The 20,835-nt window shown below is 41.9% G+C and carries 14 protein-coding genes and 2 pseudogenes; 12 read left to right on the top strand and 4 right to left on the bottom strand.

All coding sequences use genetic code 11. The annotated features are described in order from the left end of the window. Positions 1–90: 90 nt before the first annotated feature. The 4 genes and pseudogenes from ABZP31_RS10115 to ABZP31_RS10100 all read right to left on the bottom strand — a co-directional run. Positions 91–294, bottom strand: a pseudogene (locus ABZP31_RS10115) (tyrosine-type recombinase/integrase); the annotation flags it as partial. A gap of 35 nt (positions 295–329) precedes the next feature. Beyond that, positions 330–464: pseudogene (locus tag ABZP31_RS10110) on the bottom strand (IS3 family transposase); the annotation flags it as partial. 189 nt (positions 465–653) lie between these two features. Then, positions 654–1,934 (bottom strand): site-specific integrase, encoded by a 1,281-nt coding sequence (locus ABZP31_RS10105; RefSeq protein WP_005015309.1) that lies wholly within the window; start codon positions 1,932–1,934, stop codon positions 654–656. A 433-nt stretch (positions 1,935–2,367) separates the two neighbouring features. Beyond that, the gene (locus tag ABZP31_RS10100; protein ID WP_005027161.1) at positions 2,368–2,790 is read right to left on the bottom strand and encodes an Lrp/AsnC family transcriptional regulator; all 423 of its coding nucleotides are present in this window, start codon (positions 2,788–2,790) and stop codon (positions 2,368–2,370) included. A gap of 229 nt (positions 2,791–3,019) precedes the next feature. On the opposite strand from ABZP31_RS10100, the gene ABZP31_RS10095 reads away from it, so the two are divergent. The 12 genes from ABZP31_RS10095 (at position 3,020) to ABZP31_RS10040 (ending at position 20,830) form a co-directional block, all read left to right on the top strand. Then, positions 3,020–4,294, top strand: coding sequence for a Glu/Leu/Phe/Val dehydrogenase (locus ABZP31_RS10095; RefSeq protein ID WP_026055441.1), 1,275 nt, complete (start codon positions 3,020–3,022; stop codon positions 4,292–4,294). 52 nt (positions 4,295–4,346) lie between these two features. Continuing rightward, positions 4,347–5,552 carry an aspartate aminotransferase family protein gene (locus ABZP31_RS10090; protein WP_367156797.1) on the top strand — a complete coding sequence of 402 codons (1,206 nt, stop codon included), beginning with the start codon at positions 4,347–4,349 and terminating at the stop codon, positions 5,550–5,552. Positions 5,553–5,573: 21 nt separating this feature from the next. Next, positions 5,574–6,617, top strand: coding sequence for an arginine N-succinyltransferase (astA, locus tag ABZP31_RS10085; protein WP_005406566.1), 1,044 nt, complete (start codon positions 5,574–5,576; stop codon positions 6,615–6,617). Further along, positions 6,617–8,086, top strand: a complete 1,470-nt coding sequence (astD, locus tag ABZP31_RS10080) for a succinylglutamate-semialdehyde dehydrogenase (RefSeq protein WP_119878918.1) — start codon at positions 6,617–6,619, stop codon at positions 8,084–8,086. The genes astA and astD overlap by 1 nt, the downstream gene beginning before the upstream one ends. 32 nt (positions 8,087–8,118) lie before the next feature. Next, positions 8,119–9,459 (top strand): N-succinylarginine dihydrolase, encoded by a 1,341-nt coding sequence (gene astB, locus ABZP31_RS10075; RefSeq protein WP_005406878.1) that lies wholly within the window; start codon positions 8,119–8,121, stop codon positions 9,457–9,459. A 32-nt stretch (positions 9,460–9,491) separates the two neighbouring features. After that, a complete protein-coding gene (gene astE, locus ABZP31_RS10070; protein WP_005027147.1) occupies positions 9,492–10,466 on the top strand; it encodes a succinylglutamate desuccinylase in 975 nt (324 codons plus the stop codon). A gap of 175 nt (positions 10,467–10,641) precedes the next feature. Further along, on the top strand, positions 10,642–12,129 hold the full coding sequence (locus ABZP31_RS10065) for an amino acid permease (RefSeq protein ID WP_248133815.1): 1,488 nt from the start codon (positions 10,642–10,644) through the stop codon (positions 12,127–12,129). A gap of 380 nt (positions 12,130–12,509) precedes the next feature. Beyond that, the gene (locus ABZP31_RS10060; protein ID WP_005027141.1) at positions 12,510–13,298 is read left to right on the top strand and encodes a TorF family putative porin; all 789 of its coding nucleotides are present in this window, start codon (positions 12,510–12,512) and stop codon (positions 13,296–13,298) included. Positions 13,299–13,711: 413 nt separating this feature from the next. Continuing rightward, complete coding sequence (gene kdpA / locus ABZP31_RS10055) at positions 13,712–15,424, top strand: potassium-transporting ATPase subunit KdpA (protein ID WP_248133816.1); 1,713 nt, start codon at positions 13,712–13,714, stop codon at positions 15,422–15,424. A 10-nt stretch (positions 15,425–15,434) separates the two neighbouring features. Further along, positions 15,435–17,459, top strand: coding sequence for a potassium-transporting ATPase subunit KdpB (gene kdpB / locus ABZP31_RS10050; protein WP_248133817.1), 2,025 nt, complete (start codon positions 15,435–15,437; stop codon positions 17,457–17,459). 10 nt (positions 17,460–17,469) lie between these two features. Further along, positions 17,470–18,075, top strand: coding sequence for a potassium-transporting ATPase subunit KdpC (kdpC, locus tag ABZP31_RS10045; RefSeq protein ID WP_248133818.1), 606 nt, complete (start codon positions 17,470–17,472; stop codon positions 18,073–18,075). 94 nt (positions 18,076–18,169) lie between these two features. Next, positions 18,170–20,830, top strand: coding sequence for a sensor histidine kinase KdpD (locus ABZP31_RS10040; RefSeq protein ID WP_248133819.1), 2,661 nt, complete (start codon positions 18,170–18,172; stop codon positions 20,828–20,830). Positions 20,831–20,835 lie beyond the last annotated feature (5 nt).

Below are 20,835 nucleotides of genomic sequence, written 5' to 3'. Positions count from 1 at the left end.
ATTTTATCAAATCTTTATTCGCAATAAGTTTCTAACACATTAATTAAAATATTATTTTTGAGTTCTACGGGTATTTGAATTGTAATAAAGTCATATTTTCCCCCTTAAATTATCAATAAAATTAGCCCATTCCTGCATCATCTTTGTTCGATAGTCTAAATGCTGCGCATGGTTATACGCTTATGATACGGCATTACCAACAGTATGTGCTAACTGAATTTCAATAGCATCATGCATATAGCCTTGCTCATGTGATGTTGTAGATGCCAGTCCATGAAAACCATGCCCCGTCATTGGACTGCTCCCAGTATCTTAGACATGAAACAGCTTCAAAATGAAGCTGTTTCAAAGGTTTTTATATTCATCCCATTGAGATAGGAATGACGCCTGATCCGATTGTAAAACATCTCGATATAATCAAACACATCTGCACAGGTTATTTCTCGAGTTTTATAGGTTCTTTTTAATCCATCTGCCTTTAGTAATATTTAAAGGACAGATTGCATGATAGATTACCGTGATAATCGCAGTCCATGACTCAGCAAGAATTGGTATATGCACTTTATAGAGAAGTTAGTCTTTCAATGAGTGGAGAACAGCGGTAATAAGGTTCTATTAAGGCTTATTTTAGAATTAATATCATGTTGTTGAGTTTATAAAACGATGTTTGCAGAACAAAACTCAGCCCAATCTGCCATTAAACCTTTACGTTTTTCCAGATAAGCCCCTCGTAAATATGCTGCTTCGACTTCATCAGGAAGTTTATGGGCAAGAACATGTTCACATACCTCACGAGGGTAATCCGTTTTATCAGCAGACCAATCACGGAAAGTTGACCTAAAACCATGAGTAGTAATTACCCGATTTTGTTTCGGATCAATATAGCCTAAACCATTTTCTTTAAGCTTCTGCTCATGCATACGCTTGATCAATATTGTTAGAGACATATCAGAAAGCATTGCACCATTCCGTGGTGCTGGAAAAATAAAATCTTGTGGCTGAGTATATTCTTGGATGGATTTAAGCAAGTTAACCGCTTCTTGAGATAGAGGCACACGGTGTTCTTTGTTTGCTTTCATGCGCTCTTTAGGAATGATCCAAACTTTATTCTTAAAATCAATTTCCTGCCATTTAGCTCCGAAAATTTCACCAGATCGACAAGCAGTTAAAATTGCAAACTCCAGAGCTTTAGGTGAAATCCCTTTTTTCTGTCTCAGATGTTGGATAAACCCAGCAACCTGTTCATAAGGTAACGATGGATGAGGGCGTGATTCCTGTTTTATGTTACCGAATATAGGTTCAAGATTACCTTTCCATTCAGCAGGGTTGTCACCTTCAAAATATCCCATAGCCTTGGCATAATCAAAAATAGTTTCTATACGGCCACGAATACGTTTGGCTGTTTCATTTTTTTTAATCCAGATAGGCCTAAGAACTTCGGCAATATCAACTTTAGTAATGGTGCCAATACTAATATCACCTAAAGTTGGGTAGATATAGGTTTCTAATGTAGATGTCCATTGTCCGATATGTTTTTCATTTTTCAGTTCACGGGTTTTATTGGCAATAACAACTTTTGCACATTCCATGAATGTTTTGTCACGAAGTTTCTGAACATACAGCTTTTCTAGTTGTTCTTGTTTATGAGCAATTGGGTCTATACCACTTCGTATTTGTAATCTTAATTCGGTGGCTTTGGCACGAGCTTCAGCTAGAGAAACCTCAGGGTAGGGACCGATTCCAATATCACGGCGATGTGGTTTTAACTTCCCATCTTTATCTAGCCTTTTGCCAACAACTGCACGCAAAATCCAGACACGGGAGTTACCTTCAACATTCAGGCAAAGGCCATCAACGCCCCCTACAGAATGTCGCCCAGTATTCTTAATTTTTGCTACACTGAGTGCAGATAGCTCTTTAGATTTCTTTGGCATGTCTTGATTTACCCCACAACCTACCCCTCATAAAATACTGGAAATGGTAGGATTAGGCAAGATGGCTTAGGACAGTAAAAATATTAAATAATTGAAAAATATATGTTTATAATATTATCTGGGATTGCTTAGGACTACTGTTAGACGGACACCGCTTCCGCCAAATATTTTTATAAGCCCTTGTATCTACAAGGGCTTATTTTTTTAACTATAGTTTCTTTACGTGTCTCTATAAAAAGTTAAAGCAGGCATACTTTTTTGCGTCATATTTGGAGCATAAAAGATGTGGTTTAAAAATTTTACCTAAAGCATTAACTTTTAAAGCTGATGCAATTTATAAAAGTTTCAACACTAAGCACTCTAATAAAGTTATTAAACTTTCTTTATAGATTTAAGAGTAAAAATAACGTAACTTTTTTAAATAAAGTCATATTTAGGTTTTATAGGTGGAGAGTAAAATACTCGTTTCACTATTATAGATACCTGAAATATTACGAATCCGTTCCAGTACTTTATCAAAATTCTCAAGAGTATCTGACTGTAATTCGACCAATATATCCCACTTTCCATTGGTTGTATGAAGACGTTGCACTGCTGACTCTAAACGTAATTCGCGAATGACCGCCTGAGCCTTAGTTCCTTCAACCATAATATTCATCCATGCACGGATCACATTTTTCTCTGCATTTGGGCGAAAACGTACCGTGTAGCCTGTGATAGTGCCTGAAGCCTCCATATATTCAATTCGCTTTTGAACAGTAGCTCTAGAAACACGCGCTTTTAGGGCTAAATCTGTAATAGACATTCTCGCATTATCTTTAAGTAAACCTAAAATAATATGGTCAATATTGTTCATTTTGATATTGGGTATTAGCAAATTGATAAAAATTAAATCATTTTAATATTTATAAATAATTTTTTGAATCAATTTGTTTATTAATAATAGTGCAAACATAAAGTCCCGAAGAGTTTTAGCTAGATCACTTGAAGTATTAAGCGTTCTTAAAAGGGTGCTGAATTACAAATAAGTTCTCAAGTACCGGGAATCTTGAGACAACAGGGACAATGGATTAATTAAGGAACAGATGATGTCTTTATCGTATACGGATCAGAATAATGGTGCTTGGCAAACTTACCTTACTCAAATTGACCGGGTAGCGCCCTATTTAGATGCTGATTTAAGTAATTTTATTAATACTCTTAAAAGACCAAAGCGTACTCTGATTGTTGATGTTCCAATTGTTATGGATGATGGGACAATTCGTCATTTTGAAGGTTACCGTGTACAGCACAATCTGTCACGTGGACCAGGTAAAGGTGGTATTCGTTATCATCAGGATGTTGAATTAAATGAAGTTATGGCCTTATCTGCCTGGATGACGATTAAAACTGCGGTATTGAATCTTCCATTTGGAGGTGCTAAAGGGGGAATTCGAGTCAATCCTAAAGAACTTTCACTACGTGAACTGGAACGTTTAACTCGTCGCTTCACCAGTGAGATCAGTTCAATTATTGGTCCTCAAATTGATATTCCTGCTCCAGATGTAGGTACGAATCCTAATATCATGGGCTGGATGATGGACACCTACTCAAGCATTAAAGGGCACACTGTAACAGGTGTCGTAACAGGCAAACCTGTACATTTAGGCGGTTCTCTCGGACGTGTACGGGCTACCGGTCGGGGCGTATTTGTAACGGGGCTGGAAGTAGCCAAGAAAATTCAGCTGCCTGTTGCAGGTAGCAAAGTCGCTGTGCAAGGCTTTGGTAATGTAGGAAATGAAGCAGCTTATCTGTTTAGTCATGCTCAAGCCAAAATTGTTTGTGTTCAAGACCATACAGGCACAATTTTTAATCCCGAAGGTTTAAGTGTTAAAGCATTACAAAAACATGTCACAGAGCATGGAGGCGTAATGGGCTTTGCTGAAGCTCAGGTGATTGCAGATGAAGATTTCTGGGATGTCGATATGGATATTCTTATTCCTGCGGCACTAGAAGGTCAGATTACAGTTGAACGGGCACAAAGGCTTAAAGCTAAAATTGTTCTGGAAGGCGCTAATGGCCCGACCTATCCCGAAGCAGATGATGTTTTCGTGAGCCGTAATATTGTAGTGGTGCCAGATGTCATCTGTAATGCAGGTGGTGTAACGGTAAGCTATTTCGAATGGGTTCAGGATATGGCGAGTTACTTCTGGAGCGAGGAAGAGATTAACGAGCGTCTTGATAAATTAATGATTCAGGCCATCGCTGATGTCTGGAATACAGCAGAAAATAAAGCATGTAGCTTGCGTACAGCAGCTTATATTCTCGCATGTGAACGTATTTTAAAAGCACGTAAAGAACGCGGTATTTTCCCTGGATAAGTCAGTTTCATAAAGTCAGAGCCAAATATAAAACAGGAAGTGGGTAAATAAAATGAATGACGTAGCGATTACACGTAGCAACTTTAATGATTGGATGGTTCCAGTTTTTGCTCCAGCAAATTTTATTTTAGTTCGTGGGGAAGGTTCTCGTATTTGGGATCAAGACGATAAAGAATATATTGATTTTGCCGGTGGCATTGCAGTGAATGCTTTGGGGCATGCACATCCTGTTGCAGTAAATGCCCTGACTGAGCAGGCACAAAAACTTTGGCACATTGGCAATGGTTATACCAACGAGCCTGTTTTACGTCTTGCCAAGCAATTGGTAGAAAGTACTTTTGCCGATAAGGTGTTCTTCTGCAACTCGGGGGCAGAAGCGAATGAAGCTGCATTAAAACTGGCACGTAAGGTAGGCCTGCTAAGCGGTAATTCTGAAAAAAATCATATTGTAGCATTTAAAAATGCTTTTCATGGCCGTACTTTATTTACAGTGACAGCAGGTGGACAGCCAAAATATTCTCAAGATTTTGCACCATTACCAGGTGGGATTGAGCACACTGTATTCAACGATCTTGAAGCAGCTAAAGCGGTAATTACTGAAAATACCTGTGCTGTTATTGTAGAACCGATTCAGGGCGAAGGCGGTGTTCTGCCAGCAGATATCGAATTCCTGAAAGGCTTACGTGCACTATGTGATGAAAAAGGTGCTGTACTGATTTTTGATGAAGTACAAACGGGCGTTGGCCGTACCGGTTCGCTTTATGCTTATATGAATACAGGGGTAACGCCTGATATTCTCACCACAGCAAAAGCATTAGGCGGTGGTTTCCCGATTGGTGCCATGATCACCACAGATCATTATGCCAACATGTATGCAGTGGGTGATCACGGTACCACCTATGGCGGCAACCCATTGGCCTGTGCAGTGGCGGGTGCGGTATTTGAATTTATCAATACACCAGAAGTGTTAGACGGCGTAAAACACCTTCATCAATATTTCATTGATGCCTTAAATAAAATCAATGCGCAATATGGCCTGTTCAAAGAAATCCGTGGTCAAGGTTTATTAATTGGCTGCGTGCTGAAAGATGAACACGCAGGTAAAGCCAAAAATATTGTGATACTGGCCGGTGAGGAAGGATTACTGGCTCTAGTTGCTGGAGCAGATGTTGTACGTTTTACCCCTTCCTTAATTATTCCGCAAGAAGATATTGATGAAGGCCTGAACCGTTTCGCCTGTGCACTCGCACGTCTTTAAATCTTTTGTGAGCATCTAACCATGATGATTGTTAGACATGCAGCGCATCGGGATTTAGATGATATTTATCGTTTGGCGCAAAGAGCTGGTGAGACAGGGATTGGTCTGACTTCCTTACCACAAAATCGAGACATTCTAGCTGAACGTATTACACGTACCTCGCGTACTTTAGCGGGTCTGACCGAAAAGTGTGAGGCAAGTTATCTGTTTGTACTCGAAGACACCAGCCTGCAGAAAATTGTAGGTGTAAGTGCTATTGAAGTGGCAGTGGGGCTAAAGGAACCTTTTTATAATTTTCATGTGGCGAAGCAGGTCCATGCATCTAAAGCATTAAATGTTTATAAAACTTTAGATACCCTGTTTTTAAGTAATGACCATACAGGGTGTAGTGAGCTTTGCACCTTATTTCTTGATCCTGAATACCGTAAAAACCAGAATGGAAAATTTTTATCTAAAGTCCGTTTTCTGTTTATTGCGGCGTTTAGAACACATTTTGAAGAGCGGCTGATTGCAGAGATGCGAGGTTTTTCGGATGAAAAGGGTTACTCGCCATTTTGGGATGCATTAGGCCATCACTTTTTTGATATGGACTTCGCTGCTGCCGATTATTTAAGTGGGACCGGACAAAAAGTATTTATTGCTGAATTAATGCCTAGATTTCCGGTCTATGTCGATTTACTTGGCGCAGAAGCTCGGAAAGTTATTGCAGAGGTCCATCCACATACTTTACCGGCTGCAAAGGTATTGATGTCAGAAGGGCTTAAATATCAAGGTTATGTTGATATTTTTGATGCAGGTCCTACTTTGGAAGCCAATATTGCTGACTTACGCGCAGTCAAAGAAAGTCGTGTATTGAAGATAAAAATTACTGAGCAGGTCGAAATATCAAATAAACAGTATCTGGTTGCAAATGATCAATATGCAGATTATCGCGTATTACTCATTAATAACCAGCTATTAGCTACCGATATCTTATTGGTGACGCCACAGCAGGCTCAAGCACTTAATGTCCAGGAACGGGATGAAGTGCGAGTTTTAGCATTAGAAAAAATGGAGAATAACTAATGTCACAAGGTGCATTATTCATTAATGATACCTGGATTCAGGGACAAGGGCCTGCGTTCAGTAAAAAAAATCCTGTCAGCAATGAGCAAATTTGGGCAGGGCATGAAGCCAGCCAGGCCGATGTTGAGCAAGCTTGTCATGCTGCTCGGCAGGCATTTCCAGCTTGGGCACGCTTAGCCTTAGAAGAACGAATTGCCATTATTGAGCGTTTTGCCGGCTTATTAGAACAACATAAAACCCAACTGGCTGAAGTGATTAGTCAGGAAACCAGTAAACCGCTATGGGAAACCTTAACCGAAGTACAATCAATGATCGGTAAAGTGGCGATTTCAATCCGCGCTTATCATCAACGGACTGGTTTTAGCGAAACTGAAATGCCAGATGGGGTGGCGTCGTTACGTCATCGTCCTCATGGCGTGCTGGCTGTATTTGGCCCGTATAACTTCCCGGGTCATTTACCAAATGGTCATATTGTTCCTGCACTGATTGCCGGCAATACCGTGGTGTTTAAACCAAGTGAACTCACCCCTTGGACTGCGGAAGAAACTGCAAAATTATGGCAACAGGCCGGTTTACCCAAAGGTGTACTGAACATCGTACAAGGTGGGCGTAGCACGGGTGAAGCACTTGCAGCAGCTGAACAAATAGATGGTTTACTGTTCACAGGCAGCGCCAACACAGGTTATCAATTGCATAAGCAAATGGCTGGTGCACCTGAAAAAATTCTTGCTTTGGAAATGGGCGGTAATAATGCCCTGATTATTGATGAAGCAACCGATATTGATGCGGTGGTGAATTTAGCCATTCAATCGGCTTTTGTTTCTGCGGGACAACGTTGTACCTGTGCACGCCGTATTATCGTTAAACAGGGTGCCAATGGGGATGCCTTCATTCAACGTTTTGTTGAAGTCGCTAAAAACTTGGTGGTTGGTGTCTGGAATGCTGAACCACAACCCTTTATGGGCGGGGTGATTTCTGCACATGCCGCGGAACAGATGCTGGCAGCACAAAGCAAACTGATTGCTCTAGGTGCAAAAGCATTGTTGGAAATGACGCGTCCACAAGCAGATAGTTCATTGCTCACCGCAGGCATTTTAGATGTAACCCAGGTTACCGATATTCCTGATGATGAATACTTTGGCCCGCTCACCACGATCTATCGCTATAACAGCTTCGATGAAGCCTTAAATATTGCCAATAACACCCGCTTTGGTTTGGCCGTAGGGCTGGTGTCACCTGACCGTGATTTATTTGATCGTGTATTGATTGAAGCGCGGGCAGGCATTGTGAACTGGAATAAGCCATTAACAGGTGCATCAAGTGCGGCACCGTTTGGTGGGGTGGGCGCATCGGGCAATCACCGTGCCAGTGCGTTCTATGCCGCAGATTATAGTGCATGGCCGATGGCTTCCCTGGAAAGTGACAGTGTGAGCTTACCCTCAAAATTGTCACCGGGCATTGTGCTGTAAGACTGACCACATCAGGACACATGGAGAAAAAAATGTCAGGTTATGAAATCAACTTTGATGGTCTGGTCGGGCCGACACATCATTATGCAGGTCTATCTTTTGGCAATGTCGCATCAACTAAAAACCGTAATAATGCATCCAATCCGAAATTGGCCGCAAAACAAGGCTTGAAGAAAATGAAAGCGCTGGCGGATTTGGGACTCAAGCAAGGCGTGTTTGCCCCACAAGAGCGCCCACATGTGCCAACGCTGCGCCGTTTGGGTTTTAGCGGCAGTGATATTGACGTGATTACCCAAGCCATACGCACTGCTCCAGCATTGTTATCATCATTGAGCTCGGCTTCCTCCATGTGGACTGCGAACTCGTGTACGGTGTCGCCATCGGCAGATAGCGCGGATGGTCGCATGCATTTTACTGCGGCAAATCTGAATAATAAGTTCCATCGATCAATTGAGCATCATACGACCACACGTATTTTGCAAGCAATGTTCAACAATGAGGTATATTTCGCGCACCATGAAGCATTGCCTGAAGCAGCACTGTTCGGTGATGAAGGTGCAGCCAATCATAACCGTTTAGGTGGTGCATATGACCAGGCAGGTGTACAGGTGTTTGTTTATGGTCAGCAACAGCTCGGTGGAACCGTTGCACCGCAGAAATTCCCTGCACGTCAAACCCGTGAGGCGAGTGAAGCAATTGCGCGTTTACATCATTTAGATGCGAAACGCACGGTGTTCATTCAGCAAAACCCGGATGTGATTGATCAGGGGGTATTCCATAACGATGTGATTGCGGTGAGTAATCAGCAGGTTCTCTTTCATCATCAGCAGGCATTCTTAAATCAAACTGATGCATTGCAGGAAATCCGTGAAAAAATGGCAGGGATTGGGCAAGAGTTTGTGTCGATTGAAGTACCTGAAATTCGAGTCAGTGTTGCTGATGCGGTATCGACCTATTTGTTCAATAGCCAGATTCTGACCCGTGCGGATGGCGGCATGAGTATTGTGGTACCGGAGGAATCTCGCCAGAACAAAGCAGTTTGGGACTATTTGAATGACATGATTCAAATGGGTACGCCAATTGATGACATCAAGGTGTTTGATCTGCGTGAAAGTATGCGAAATGGCGGTGGTCCTGCATGTTTACGCTTACGTGTGGCGGTGAATGAGGCGGAACTTGCTGCGATCAATCCAAACCTGTTTATGAATGATGCATTGTTCAAAACCCTGAATCAGTGGGTAGATCAATATTATCGTGACGAGTTAACCCAAGAAGATTTGGCTGATCCGGATTTATTGATTGAGAGTCGCACCGCGCTGGATGAACTCACCAAGATTTTAGGTTTAGGTTCGGTTTATCACTTCCAGAGATAAATATTCAATAACGCTTTTAAGGATGAAAGTACATGGTTGATCTACTCGCATTGACTTTGGCGCAACAGCCCCCTGAGCAGATACAGGGTGAAACGGCTGGATTTACATGGCAGTGGCTGGGTGAAGGGCTATTGCAATGTACGCCAAAAACGGCTTATCGAAAAACCATCGTGCTTTCGGCTGGTATTCATGGCAATGAAACGGCACCGATCGAATTGCTGGCACAGATCATTCAGGATTTGTTTTCCGGTCAGCTGGCTTTAGCGGTTCGTGTACTTTTCGTATTGGGCAATCCCGCTGCAATCCGACAAGGGGTTCGTTATCTTGAAAATGATATGAATCGCATGTTCTGCGGTGCTTACCAGCAATTGGCCCAAGATGGCGAAACTCAACGTGCAGCGTTATTGGAACAGGTTACTACACAGTTTTTTCAGCAAAGCCAGTCAAATGCACAACGCTATCATTATGATTTACATACCGCGATTCGTGAATCTTTACTTCCAGTTTTTGCCCTATTCCCTTACCAGATGCAGCCTTATGATGACTTTTTAATTCAAAGCTTAAAGGCTGCTGATCTGGATGCCTTGGTATACCACAATGCAGCTGGAAAAACTTTCACGCATTTCACCACTGAACGTTTTCAGGCCGCCAGCAGTACTTTGGAATTAGGTAAGGCCAAACCCTTTGGACAAAATGATTTGGCCGGGTTTTTCAGTACGGACCAGATGCTGCGTGCTGCACTTTCAGGTCAGGCCTTACCAAACAGACAGAAGCAGGATATTCGTCAGTTTAAGGTAATAGATTCAATCCTAAAAATAAATGATGACTTTAAACTGAACTTAAGTGCAGATGCACCTAATTTTTCTACCTTTCAACCAGGTGAGGTGATTGCTACACAGCAAGCGGGCAGCTATGTGGTACAGGATCAGCCGCTCTGGATTTTATTTCCTAATCCAGAAGTAAAAACGGGGCTTAGGGCAGGCCTGATTTTGAAAGAAATTAAATAGGATAAAGCGATTAGAAACAGACGGGATGTCGGTAGAGAAGAATATACATGGAGTTTGAATATGGAAGCTCAGTAAAAATACAACAGGGATAAAAAATATCTTTTTGATATTAATTTTTTATGGAACTAAGCAGCAAGGACAGGTTGTCATAAGAAGACAGTTGGAGCAAGCGTGTATGAGTAACAACAATGAAAAAATATTTCCGTCAGGAGAAGTTCTGGGTGAGCAATATGTGGTTCAGCAAGACACATGTACTAAGACAGAAGTTTCTGCAGCAGAGATAGATAAACCCCTAAAGCGTGCCATGACCAAACGTCATTTAGTCATGATTTCACTGGGGGGCGCAATTGGAACAGGACTGTTTTTAGGCTCAGGTGATGTCATTTCTCAAGCTGGCCCAATAGGCGCCATTTTATCTTATCTGCTTGGGGGAGCGATTGCCTATATGGTGATGCTTTGTCTTGGGGAGCTTGCTGTACAAATGCCTGTATCGGGCTCATTTGGTGAATATGCAAGAATGTATATTGGTCCGGGTACAGGTTATATGATTACCTGGCTATACTGGTTAACTTGGACGGCTACTTTAGGCACTGAATTTACTGCGGCTGCACTGCTTATGCAGGAATGGTTTCCTTCCATTTCTATGTGGACATGGACATTGCTGTTTGCTGCTCTGGTTTTTGTACTCAATGTGAGCTCGACACGCTTATTTGCCGAATCTGAATTTTGGTTATCCTTGGTTAAGGTACTCACTATTTTATGTTTTATCGGATTAGGTTTGGCCGCTATTTTTGGTGTGATTTCCTATCATGGTCATGAATCTGCTCCGTTATTTAGCAAGCTGACAGAACATGGCTGGTTTCCAACCGGGATTTATCCCATTTTTGCCACCATGCTCATCGTTAATTTTGCTTTTTCTGGTACAGAATTAATTGGTGTAGCCGCCGGTGAAGCTGAAGAGCCAGCCAAGAATGTTCCCAAAGCCATTAATGCAGCTATCTGGCGTTTATTAATTTTCTTTGTTGGCACCATTGTAGTGATTTGTGCATTACTTCCATTTGAAATGGCGGGTATCAATTCAAATAGTGTTAGTAATAGTCCCTTTGTAACGGTCTTTAATTATATTGGAATACCTTATGCAGAAGATATTATCCGTTTTGTCATCATTACAGCATTATTATCTGCAGCAAACTCAGGGTTATTTGCTGCCTCTCGAATGATGTGGTCATTGTCCAGCAAAAACCAGTTGCCTAAAATCTTTGCCAAATTGACACGCTCTGGCACACCCATTGTTGCCATAATTGTAACTATGTTCGGGGCAATACCTGGTTTATTATCTGAACAGTTTGCTCCTGAAACGATTTTTAAGAATCTGCTCGGTGTTGCTGCCTTTACCATGGTAGTAGTCTGGATTTCAATATGTGTATGCCAATTCAACTTTCGCAGACAGTGGATTAAATCAGGTAAAACGGTGAAGGAGCTTAAATTCGCTGCACCATTATTTCCACTCACACCAATTTTAGGAGGACTCTTCTGTGTCATTACATGTATCAGTATGGTCACTGATCCTTCAATGCAAGTTGGTTTTATCTGTTGTATTCTATTTATGATTGCATGTTACTTGAGCTATAGCATTTTCTATAAAAATAGACCCTGCTCATAACAATAATGTAATATTTTACTCTACACAAAAGCTCTCTTTACTTGCTACACAGTATTTGGGTAAGTAAAGAAGAGTATATTAAATAGGTAGGTTTAATCTCATATCTAAATAATTATAAAAATAAAAACATCTTATTTTATATCTGATTTTTAATGATTATATAATTAATTGAATATTAATTAGAAATAGTATTTTATTAAATTTTTATTTAAATTGTAGGTATTATTTTTTTTGCTCTTTATTAATTAATTTTTATTTAATCTATTATTATTTTCTAAAATTTTTATATAAAATTTATGTTTTTCAAGTAATTTATGCTATAAATTTTACGCTCTGCCTAATTAATCTTATAACTTATTTTAGTATCTATGTGATGTATTATGCTTTTTAACTCCAATTTAATCTTTAAAAAGGTTATAGCTTTTTCAATTGTTGGTATATGTTCAAATCAGATTTTTGCTGCTTCTGAAACAGCTGAAAATACCCAAGACTTTGAACTCAGTGGTAATATTACTCTTACCAGCGATTACCGTTTCCGCGGGATTACCCAGACCCAAACTGATCCAGCTATTCAGGGAACCGCAACTCTGACACATAAAAGTGGATTATATTTTAGTGCTTTTGCCTCGAATGTAGATTATGGTACTGCAGACCCTCATATGGAACTTGATCCATCAATTGGCTATAGCACGCCTCTCAAATTATCAAGTTCAGTACCTGTAACTTTAGATATAGGTGCAAGTTACTATAATTATATTAGTGGTAATGAGGGTGATTATGCAGAGTTATATGCCAGACTTATTCTTGAACGTATATTAATAAATGATGACAGTCTATTAACAAGTCTGAGCTATACCAATGACTATGCAGGTCAAGACAAGAATAGCTGGAATGCTACGCTGGGGTATGCTGTACCGCTTGCCCAGACTAATTTCGGTGCGGTGGCCAGTATTGGCTATACTACTGTAGATGACTATGATTTTAATCAGCAAGGTGAAAATAGTTATTTCGACTATAAAGCTGGTCTGACTTATAATTTCGCTTCTTTCCCTGATGCAAGCGCAGAACTTGCTGTAGTGGGTACTAATCTGGATAAAGATGCGTTAGATCATGCTGGCAAGCGCGGTGTAGATACTGGCGCAGTATTTACCCTTACCAAAGCTTTTTAAGATGCGATAAGCTCAAAAGTATGACTGCGTACTTTTGAGCTTTATTTTTAGTAATCTGGCTATAAATATATTAATAAAAACAGTTTATATCAGTTAGATTATTCTCCAGGATATTCACTTTGATAAATATGAAATAGTTTTATGTCATTGTTTTTATTTTTTTAAAAAGTTTATATAGAAATTAGAATTTACGCAAAATTTACGCCCTTTAGTGCTTTATCAATAGAAAATTTACGGTGCCCTTTTTCATACTTGATAGTGGAATTTTCCAATGATCAAGGTTCGAAAAATGTTTACCCAATTTGCAGATGATGCGTACATGAGAATAAGTCATCATGGGGACGCGTTATTAAATAAGAAAAAATACCAGATGCTCTTTTTGTCTTCTAATTTATCGAAATAGGGGAAGAGGCATGTTGGAATTCTTTTTATTGATCGCGCTGGTAGTAATTCTTGCTTTTCCTTTGGGGAAATATCTATCAGACGTGATGCAATATCACAAAATGAGAAGTGACATCCTGTTTAGCTGGATAGAAAAACCTGTTTACGCCGTACTGGGCACTCAGCCTCAACAGGAAATGAGTGCCAGAACCTATATATTGAGCTTTGTCTTAAGTTGTTTTGTAGTAGGCATGCTGGTCTGGATACTCTTTATGGTACAGGCATGGCTACCACTTAATCCAAACCATGCACCTAATATGTCATGGGACCTGGCTTTACACACCATGATTTCTTTCCTGACTAATACTAACCAGCAGCATTATTCTGGTCAGGCACAGCTATCTTATTTGTCACAAATGGTCGGTATTGTGGGCTTGCAGATAATTACGCCTATGATGGGGCTGGCTATGGTAGTTGCTACCTTGCGTGCGTTGTTTAATCTGAAACAGCCAGGACCTATCGAATGTGATAACAGTTCAGCGCAGACCAGACTAAATGTAGGAAATTACTGGGCAGATGTAATTCGGCCAACATTCCGTTTTTTAATTCCACTCTGTCTACTCTGGTCGCTGCTACTGAACAGTCAGGGTGTACCTTCGACTTTTGAGGGCGGGCCAGAGGTTCAGGTAGTTCAACCTAATGCTGAACTTTCCACTCAGAAAATTCCATTAGGGCCTGTGGCACCGATGGTGGCAATTAAACAGCTTGGTAGTAATGGCGGCGGCTGGTATGGACCAAACAGTAGTGTGCCCTTAGAAAATCCGACACCACTTTCTAATTTTCTGGAAATGCTGGCAATCCTGCTTATTCCAGTTTCTATTATTGTCATGCTGGGTTTCTTGACCAGACGTCCAAAATTTGCAGGTTTTGTATTTGGTTCAATGCTGCTGATGTCAGTCATCTCGGCGACTGGCGCAATCTGGTCAGAAAGCTTATCTGATACAGCCACAAATATCTCATCAATGGAAGGTAAAGAAGTGCGCTTTGCTGAGAGTCCTTCGGCACTCTGGGCTGCTGTGACAACGCAGGTAAATAATGGTTCTGTCAATATGATGCATGATTCATCCGCACCATTGACCGGACTGGTTGCATTGTCAAACATGTTGATCAATGCCATCTGGGGTGGAATTGGCTGTGGCTTGCAGCAGTTTCTGGTCTATCTGTTCTTGGCGGTATTTATTGCCGGGCTGATGACAGGTCGTACACCAGAGCTATTCGGCCGAAAAATTGAAGCGCCTGAAATCAGATTACTGGCTGTGGTTATTCTTATTCAGCCAGCAATTATTTTACTGTTCACTGCAATAAGCCTGTTTTTTCCTGAACTTACTGGTAACAGTAATCCTGGGAGCCATGCAATCAGCCAGGTATTTTATGAATATGTTTCGGCCTTTGCCAATAATGGTTCTGGGTTTGAAGGACTGGCTGACAATACTGTCTGGTGGAATATCAGCTGTAGTATTGCGCTGCTGGCAGGCCGCTTTCCGGCACTGATTATTCCTTTACTGATTGCTGCGCGTCTGGCAGTTAAACGGCAGGCACCTGAAAGTGCAGGCAGTCTGAAAGTAGAAACGCCAACGTTTGCCTTAACACTGATTGCCATTGTGGTCATGCTAACTCTTTTACAATTCATGCCTGTCTTGGTCTTGGGACCCATTGCTGATCATTTACTACTGGTTCAGGGCTAAGGGGAAAATAATGAAATCTGTGAATCAAACACAAAAAGTTCCTGCTCTATACCAGAGCGCTGCCTGGAAAAATGCCTTTATTAAACTGCTCCCACAGCACATGATTAAAAATCCGGTAATGGCAGTGGTATGGCTGGGAACCTTGATTACATTGTTCAGTACAGTGTTCGGACAGACCCAGCTGTTTTTTGGGATGGCTGTTACTTTTATTCTTTTTATTACAGTCTTATTTGCTAATTATGCAGAAGCTGTAGCAGAGGCCAAAGGACGCGGGCAGGCAGCTTCCCTGCGGCAGGCTCGTCAGAACCTCACGGCCCGACGTTTAAAAACCTTGCAGGATAAGGAGGGCGAACAGGTCGCTGCTACAGTACTGGCTCTAAATGATTTAATAGAAATCCGGGCAGGGGAGCTGATTCCTGCAGACGGTGAAATTGTGCATGGTTTTGCCACGATTAATGAAGCTGCGGTTACTGGCGAATCTGCACCCGTACTGCGTGAAGCAGGTACGGACCGTTCTGGTGTGATCGGAGGAACCAAAGTTCTGACTGACCGCATTATTGTACAGGTCACTGCTGAAACTGGACATAGTTTCCTGGACCGGATGATTGCACTGGTTGAGGGCTCAAACCGCCAGAAAACTCCCAATGAGATTGCTCTGGGGATTTTATTGACGGTTATGACCCTAACCTTTGTGTTGGTGGTAGCAACCCTGCCGGTCATAGCTAGATCTCTGGGTATTATTCTTGATCCGATTGTACTGGTGGCCTTACTGGTCTGCCTGATTCCGACAACGATTGGCGGTTTATTGCCTGCCATTGGTATTGCTGGCATGAACCGCGCATTAAAAGCCAACCTGATTGCCAAATCTGGCAAGGCGGTTGAAGTAGCGGGAGATGTCGATGTGCTATTACTGGATAAAACCGGAACTATTACTTATGGAGACCGTCAGGCAACTGCATTTTATCCACTAACGGGCGTAACACCATCTGAGCTACGTCAGGCAGCAGTATTAACATCATTTGCTGACCCTACACCAGAAGGTAAATCTGTAGTGTCTCTGGCAAAAGAACTAGGCGAGCATGTGCACCAGCCAGAACAGGCCGAATTTATTGCTTTCAATGCCGCCAGCCGTATTTCTGGAATTAATCTGGAAACTGGCCAGCAAATCCGCAAAGGAGCCATAGATGCAATCTTGAAATTTACCTCTCAGTCTCTTGAAAATAATCCTGAACTGAAAACACGGGTAGAGCAGGTAGCCTCCAAAGGTGCAACGCCACTGGTAGTCAGTTTAAACCAGAATATTCTTGGAGTGATTGAACTATCTGATGTGGTCAAACCCAGCATTAAAGAAAAATTTGCACGCCTGAGAGAGATGGGAATCAGGACCGTTATGATTACCGGTGATAATCCTCTGACTGCGGCTGCAATTGCAGCTGAAGCTGGCGTAGATGACTATATCGCCGAGGCTAAACCAGAAGACAAACTGGCCTGTATTCGCCGCGAGCAGCAAAATGGTCATCTTGTGGCAATGGTAGGGGATGGTACTAATGATGCACCGGCATTGGCACAAGCCGACATTGGTCTGGCTATGAATTCTGGAACTCAGGCTGCTAAAGAGGCCGGTAATATGGTAGATCTGGACTCAGATCCGACCAAACTGCTGGCAGTGGTTGAGATTGGGAAACAGCAGCTAATTACCCGCGGTGCATTGACAACTTTCTCGCTGGCAAATGACATCTCTAAATACTTTGCAATATTACCGGCTTTATTTGTATTGGCTATTCCACAAATGCAGGTACTCAATGTCATGCAACTCGCCAGTCCGGAAAGTGCCATTCTTTCTGCACTGATCTTTAATGCCATTATTATTCCATTACTGATTCCACTAGCATTGCGCGGTGTCAAATTTACGCCTTCCACTTCAACTCAGCTATTACGCCGAAATATGCTGATTTATGGTGTGGGGGGAGTCGTATTGCCTTTTGTTGCTATTAAGGCCATTGACCTGATTGTCAGCCTGATTATGGGTGTTTAAGGAGAATCATATGCAAATATTAACTCAGCCTGTTACACAGCCAGCCATAAGTGCTTTAATCAGGCCCGCAATCGGTTTAAGCCTGATCGCCTTAATAGTATGTGGATTTGGTTATAGTGCGATTGCAACAAAGATCGGACAAGCAATTTTTCCAGAGCAGGCTCATGGCAGCCTGATTAAATATGAAGGCAAGGTTGTTGGTTCTAAACTGGTGGCGCAGCCTTTTACTGCTCCTTCTTATTTCCATTCACGGCCATCAGTGGCCAATTATGACCCCATGGCGCTGGCGGGAAGTAATCTGGCCAGAACCAATCCTGAACTTCAGAAAGTGATCGCTGAACGTATTGTTCAGGTTGCCAGCCTTGAAGCAATTCAGCCAGATCAGATCCCTAAAGATCTGGTCACTGCCTCAGGAAGCGGGATTGACCCTGAAATTAGCGTACGGGCAGCTCTCATACAGGTAAAGCGTATTGCTGAACAGCGTAGTATGCCTGAACAGCAGGTAAGGGAACTTGTCCTTAAATACGCCCAGCAGCCAACATTTGGAGTATTAGGTTCAAACCGGGTAAATGTACTGGAGTTGAATCTTGCACTTGATCAGCTAAAACGAAAATAAGTTTTCAAGATTTCATTTATACTGAAATATGCACGTTCAGGATCATCAATACCTTGCTCAAGAGATTGATGATCCTCTGTTTTAAGAATGAAAAATGACAAATATACAAACAAATAAGGCCGATATACTGTTACAGCAGGTCAAGCGTCATCAGACGGGGCACATGACAATTTTTCTGGGCGCAGCACCAGGAGTGGGAAAAACTTTTGCCATGCTGTCACGTGCGCATGAGCTATATGGACAGGGCCAGAATGTAGCAATTGGTTATATTGAAACTCATGGGCGTCCGGAAACTGAGGAGCTGGTTGCCGGCCTGCCTGCGATTCCAAGAAAGATAGTTGAATACAAAAACCATAATCTTGAAGAGATGGATCTGGACAGTATTTTACAGATCCATCCAGACATTGTACTGGTAGATGAATTGGCGCACCAGAATATACCCGGGAGCCGCCATAAAAAACGCTGGCAGGATATTAATGAGCTTCTTGATGCCGGTATCGATGTTTTTACCACCATGAATATTCAGCATCTGGAAAGCTTGAACGATGTCATATTCCAGATTACGGGAATACGGGTAAAAGAAACCGTACCAGATCAGATTTTTGAGCGTATCCGTGATATACGCCTCATCGACTTGCCGGTAAATGAGCTGCTGGAGCGTTTAAATCAGGGTAAAGTTTATGTACCTGATCAGGCGGCGCATGCCTTGAAAAGCTTTTTTAATATTGCCAACTTGACAGCATTACGTGAACTGGCCATACAGACGGTGGCCCATCATATTGATATAGATGCACGGGAGCAGTTTGATGTAAAGGGTCTTTCGCTAACGCCCTTAAATAATCATGTGCTAATCATGATTCAGGGTAACCAGAACTCTGAAGCATTAGTACGGATAGGAAGCCGTATTGCCGAACGTCGTAATGCAAAATGGACTGTAGTCGCATTTTTAACTACAGCATCCGGTTATAATCCGATCTCATTTGAAACTCAAAGTACAGGCAGGGAAATTGAGCGGGCGCTTCATCTGGCACGGCAGCTAGGGGGAATGACTGATATTCTATATGGAAAAAATTACGCAGGGTCACTGTACAATTTTGCCTGTGAACGGAGAATTTCAACACTGGTACTAGAACAGGAACGTCGGCCGCTATTTTACAGCTGGTTAAGGCCGCCCTTAGCCCATCAGCTGTTAAAATATCAACCCGCATTTGAACTGAGTATTGTTCCGGTTCAGCAAGGTAAGCCGCAAGCCTACCGTTTTAACAGGCAAAATTATGTCTTAAATTTAAAAGAACTGATTTTTGTACTGATCACAACGGTAACTAGTATTCTGATTGCAAAACTAAGTGTGCAATACTTAAAAGTTGAAGAGCTATCACTGATTTTTATTACTGCGGTTATTTTTGTTGCAGCCAATACCCGAATGATTGCTGCCATGCTTGCAGCTATTCTTTTTTTCTTTGCCTATAACTTTTTCTTTATTCCACCGACATTAACTTTCCAGATTTCGGCTCATAAAAGTGTGATCACTGTAGTGGCGTTTCTGGCAGCAGCACTTATTGCGGGCCGTTTGGCATCACGCTTGCGTGAACAGGTGGTCGCCCTAAGATCGGCAAACAGCTATAACAGTATTATGCAGGATTTGGGGCAGAAACTCTCTGTTGCGGTTGACCTGCAGCAGGTCATTGAAATCGGACAGAACAGTCTGGAAAAAAGTTTAAATGCTCAGGTCTGGTTTAAGCTGAGTGATGAAACAGCACTAAGCTCAGATGAAAATCTGCTGACTGAAAAAGAAAAAATTTCGGCAAACTGGACATTGAAGAATCACCAGCCTTCCGGGCGTTTTACCCAGACTTTGAGTGAAAGTGCTTGGTGGTTTCTGCCTTTATTGGCTTCGAAAGAATGTATAGGTGTTATCGGGCTCAATATTTCAGAAAATCAGAGGGAAATGAATATTGAACAAAGACGTCTGGCTGAAGCTATGGTGGAATATATTACCCAAGCTATTACCAGGACGCAGCTCAGCAAGGAACTGGAATATGCCAATATCAGCTCTGAAACTGAAAAACTTCGTTCAGCTTTACTTTCTTCGGTGTCTCACGACCTGCGCTCACCTTTGGCTGCCATGATAGGAGCAGCAGATACTATTGCTACTTACAAGTCTACTATGACCGAAGAAGACCAGCTTACTTTACTCGAGACCATAGGGCTGGAAGGAGAACGTCTAGACCGTTATATACAGAATTTGCTGGACATGACTCGACTGGGCTATCAGGGGTTGAAACTGACGCGTGACTGGATTGAGGTCCATGAACTGGTGTATACAGCAACCAGACGCTTAAAACGTTATAAACCTGTAGTTGAGTTTAATATTCAACGCCTGCCGCAAGAGCTGAAAATTTACGTACATCCTGCGCTGATTGAACAGGCATTATTTAATGTGCTGGAAAATGCTGCCAAATTTAATCCTGAAGATCAGCCAATTGATATTATTCTTTCACAACCTGATACTGCACATATCCAGTTTGATATTAGTGACCAGGGTAAAGGTATCGATATTGCTGACCGAGAAAAAATTTTTGATATGTTCTATACCATGCATGGCGACCGTAATCCTACTGGGACAGGCTTGGGACTGGCGATTGTTAAAGCCATTATCTCCGCACATATAGGAAGTATTAAGGCGCAGATTGGTCTCAAAAATAAAGGGACCAATATTCAGATTGTTTTACCTGTCCATATTTCACAAGATTAAAAGGC

This window comes from Acinetobacter sp. FL (assembly GCF_040744925.1).
GTDB lineage: Bacteria > Pseudomonadota > Gammaproteobacteria > Pseudomonadales > Moraxellaceae > Acinetobacter > Acinetobacter radioresistens.
Note: the sequence above shows the minus strand (reverse complement) of the source record. Positions and strands in the feature narration are given on the sequence as shown.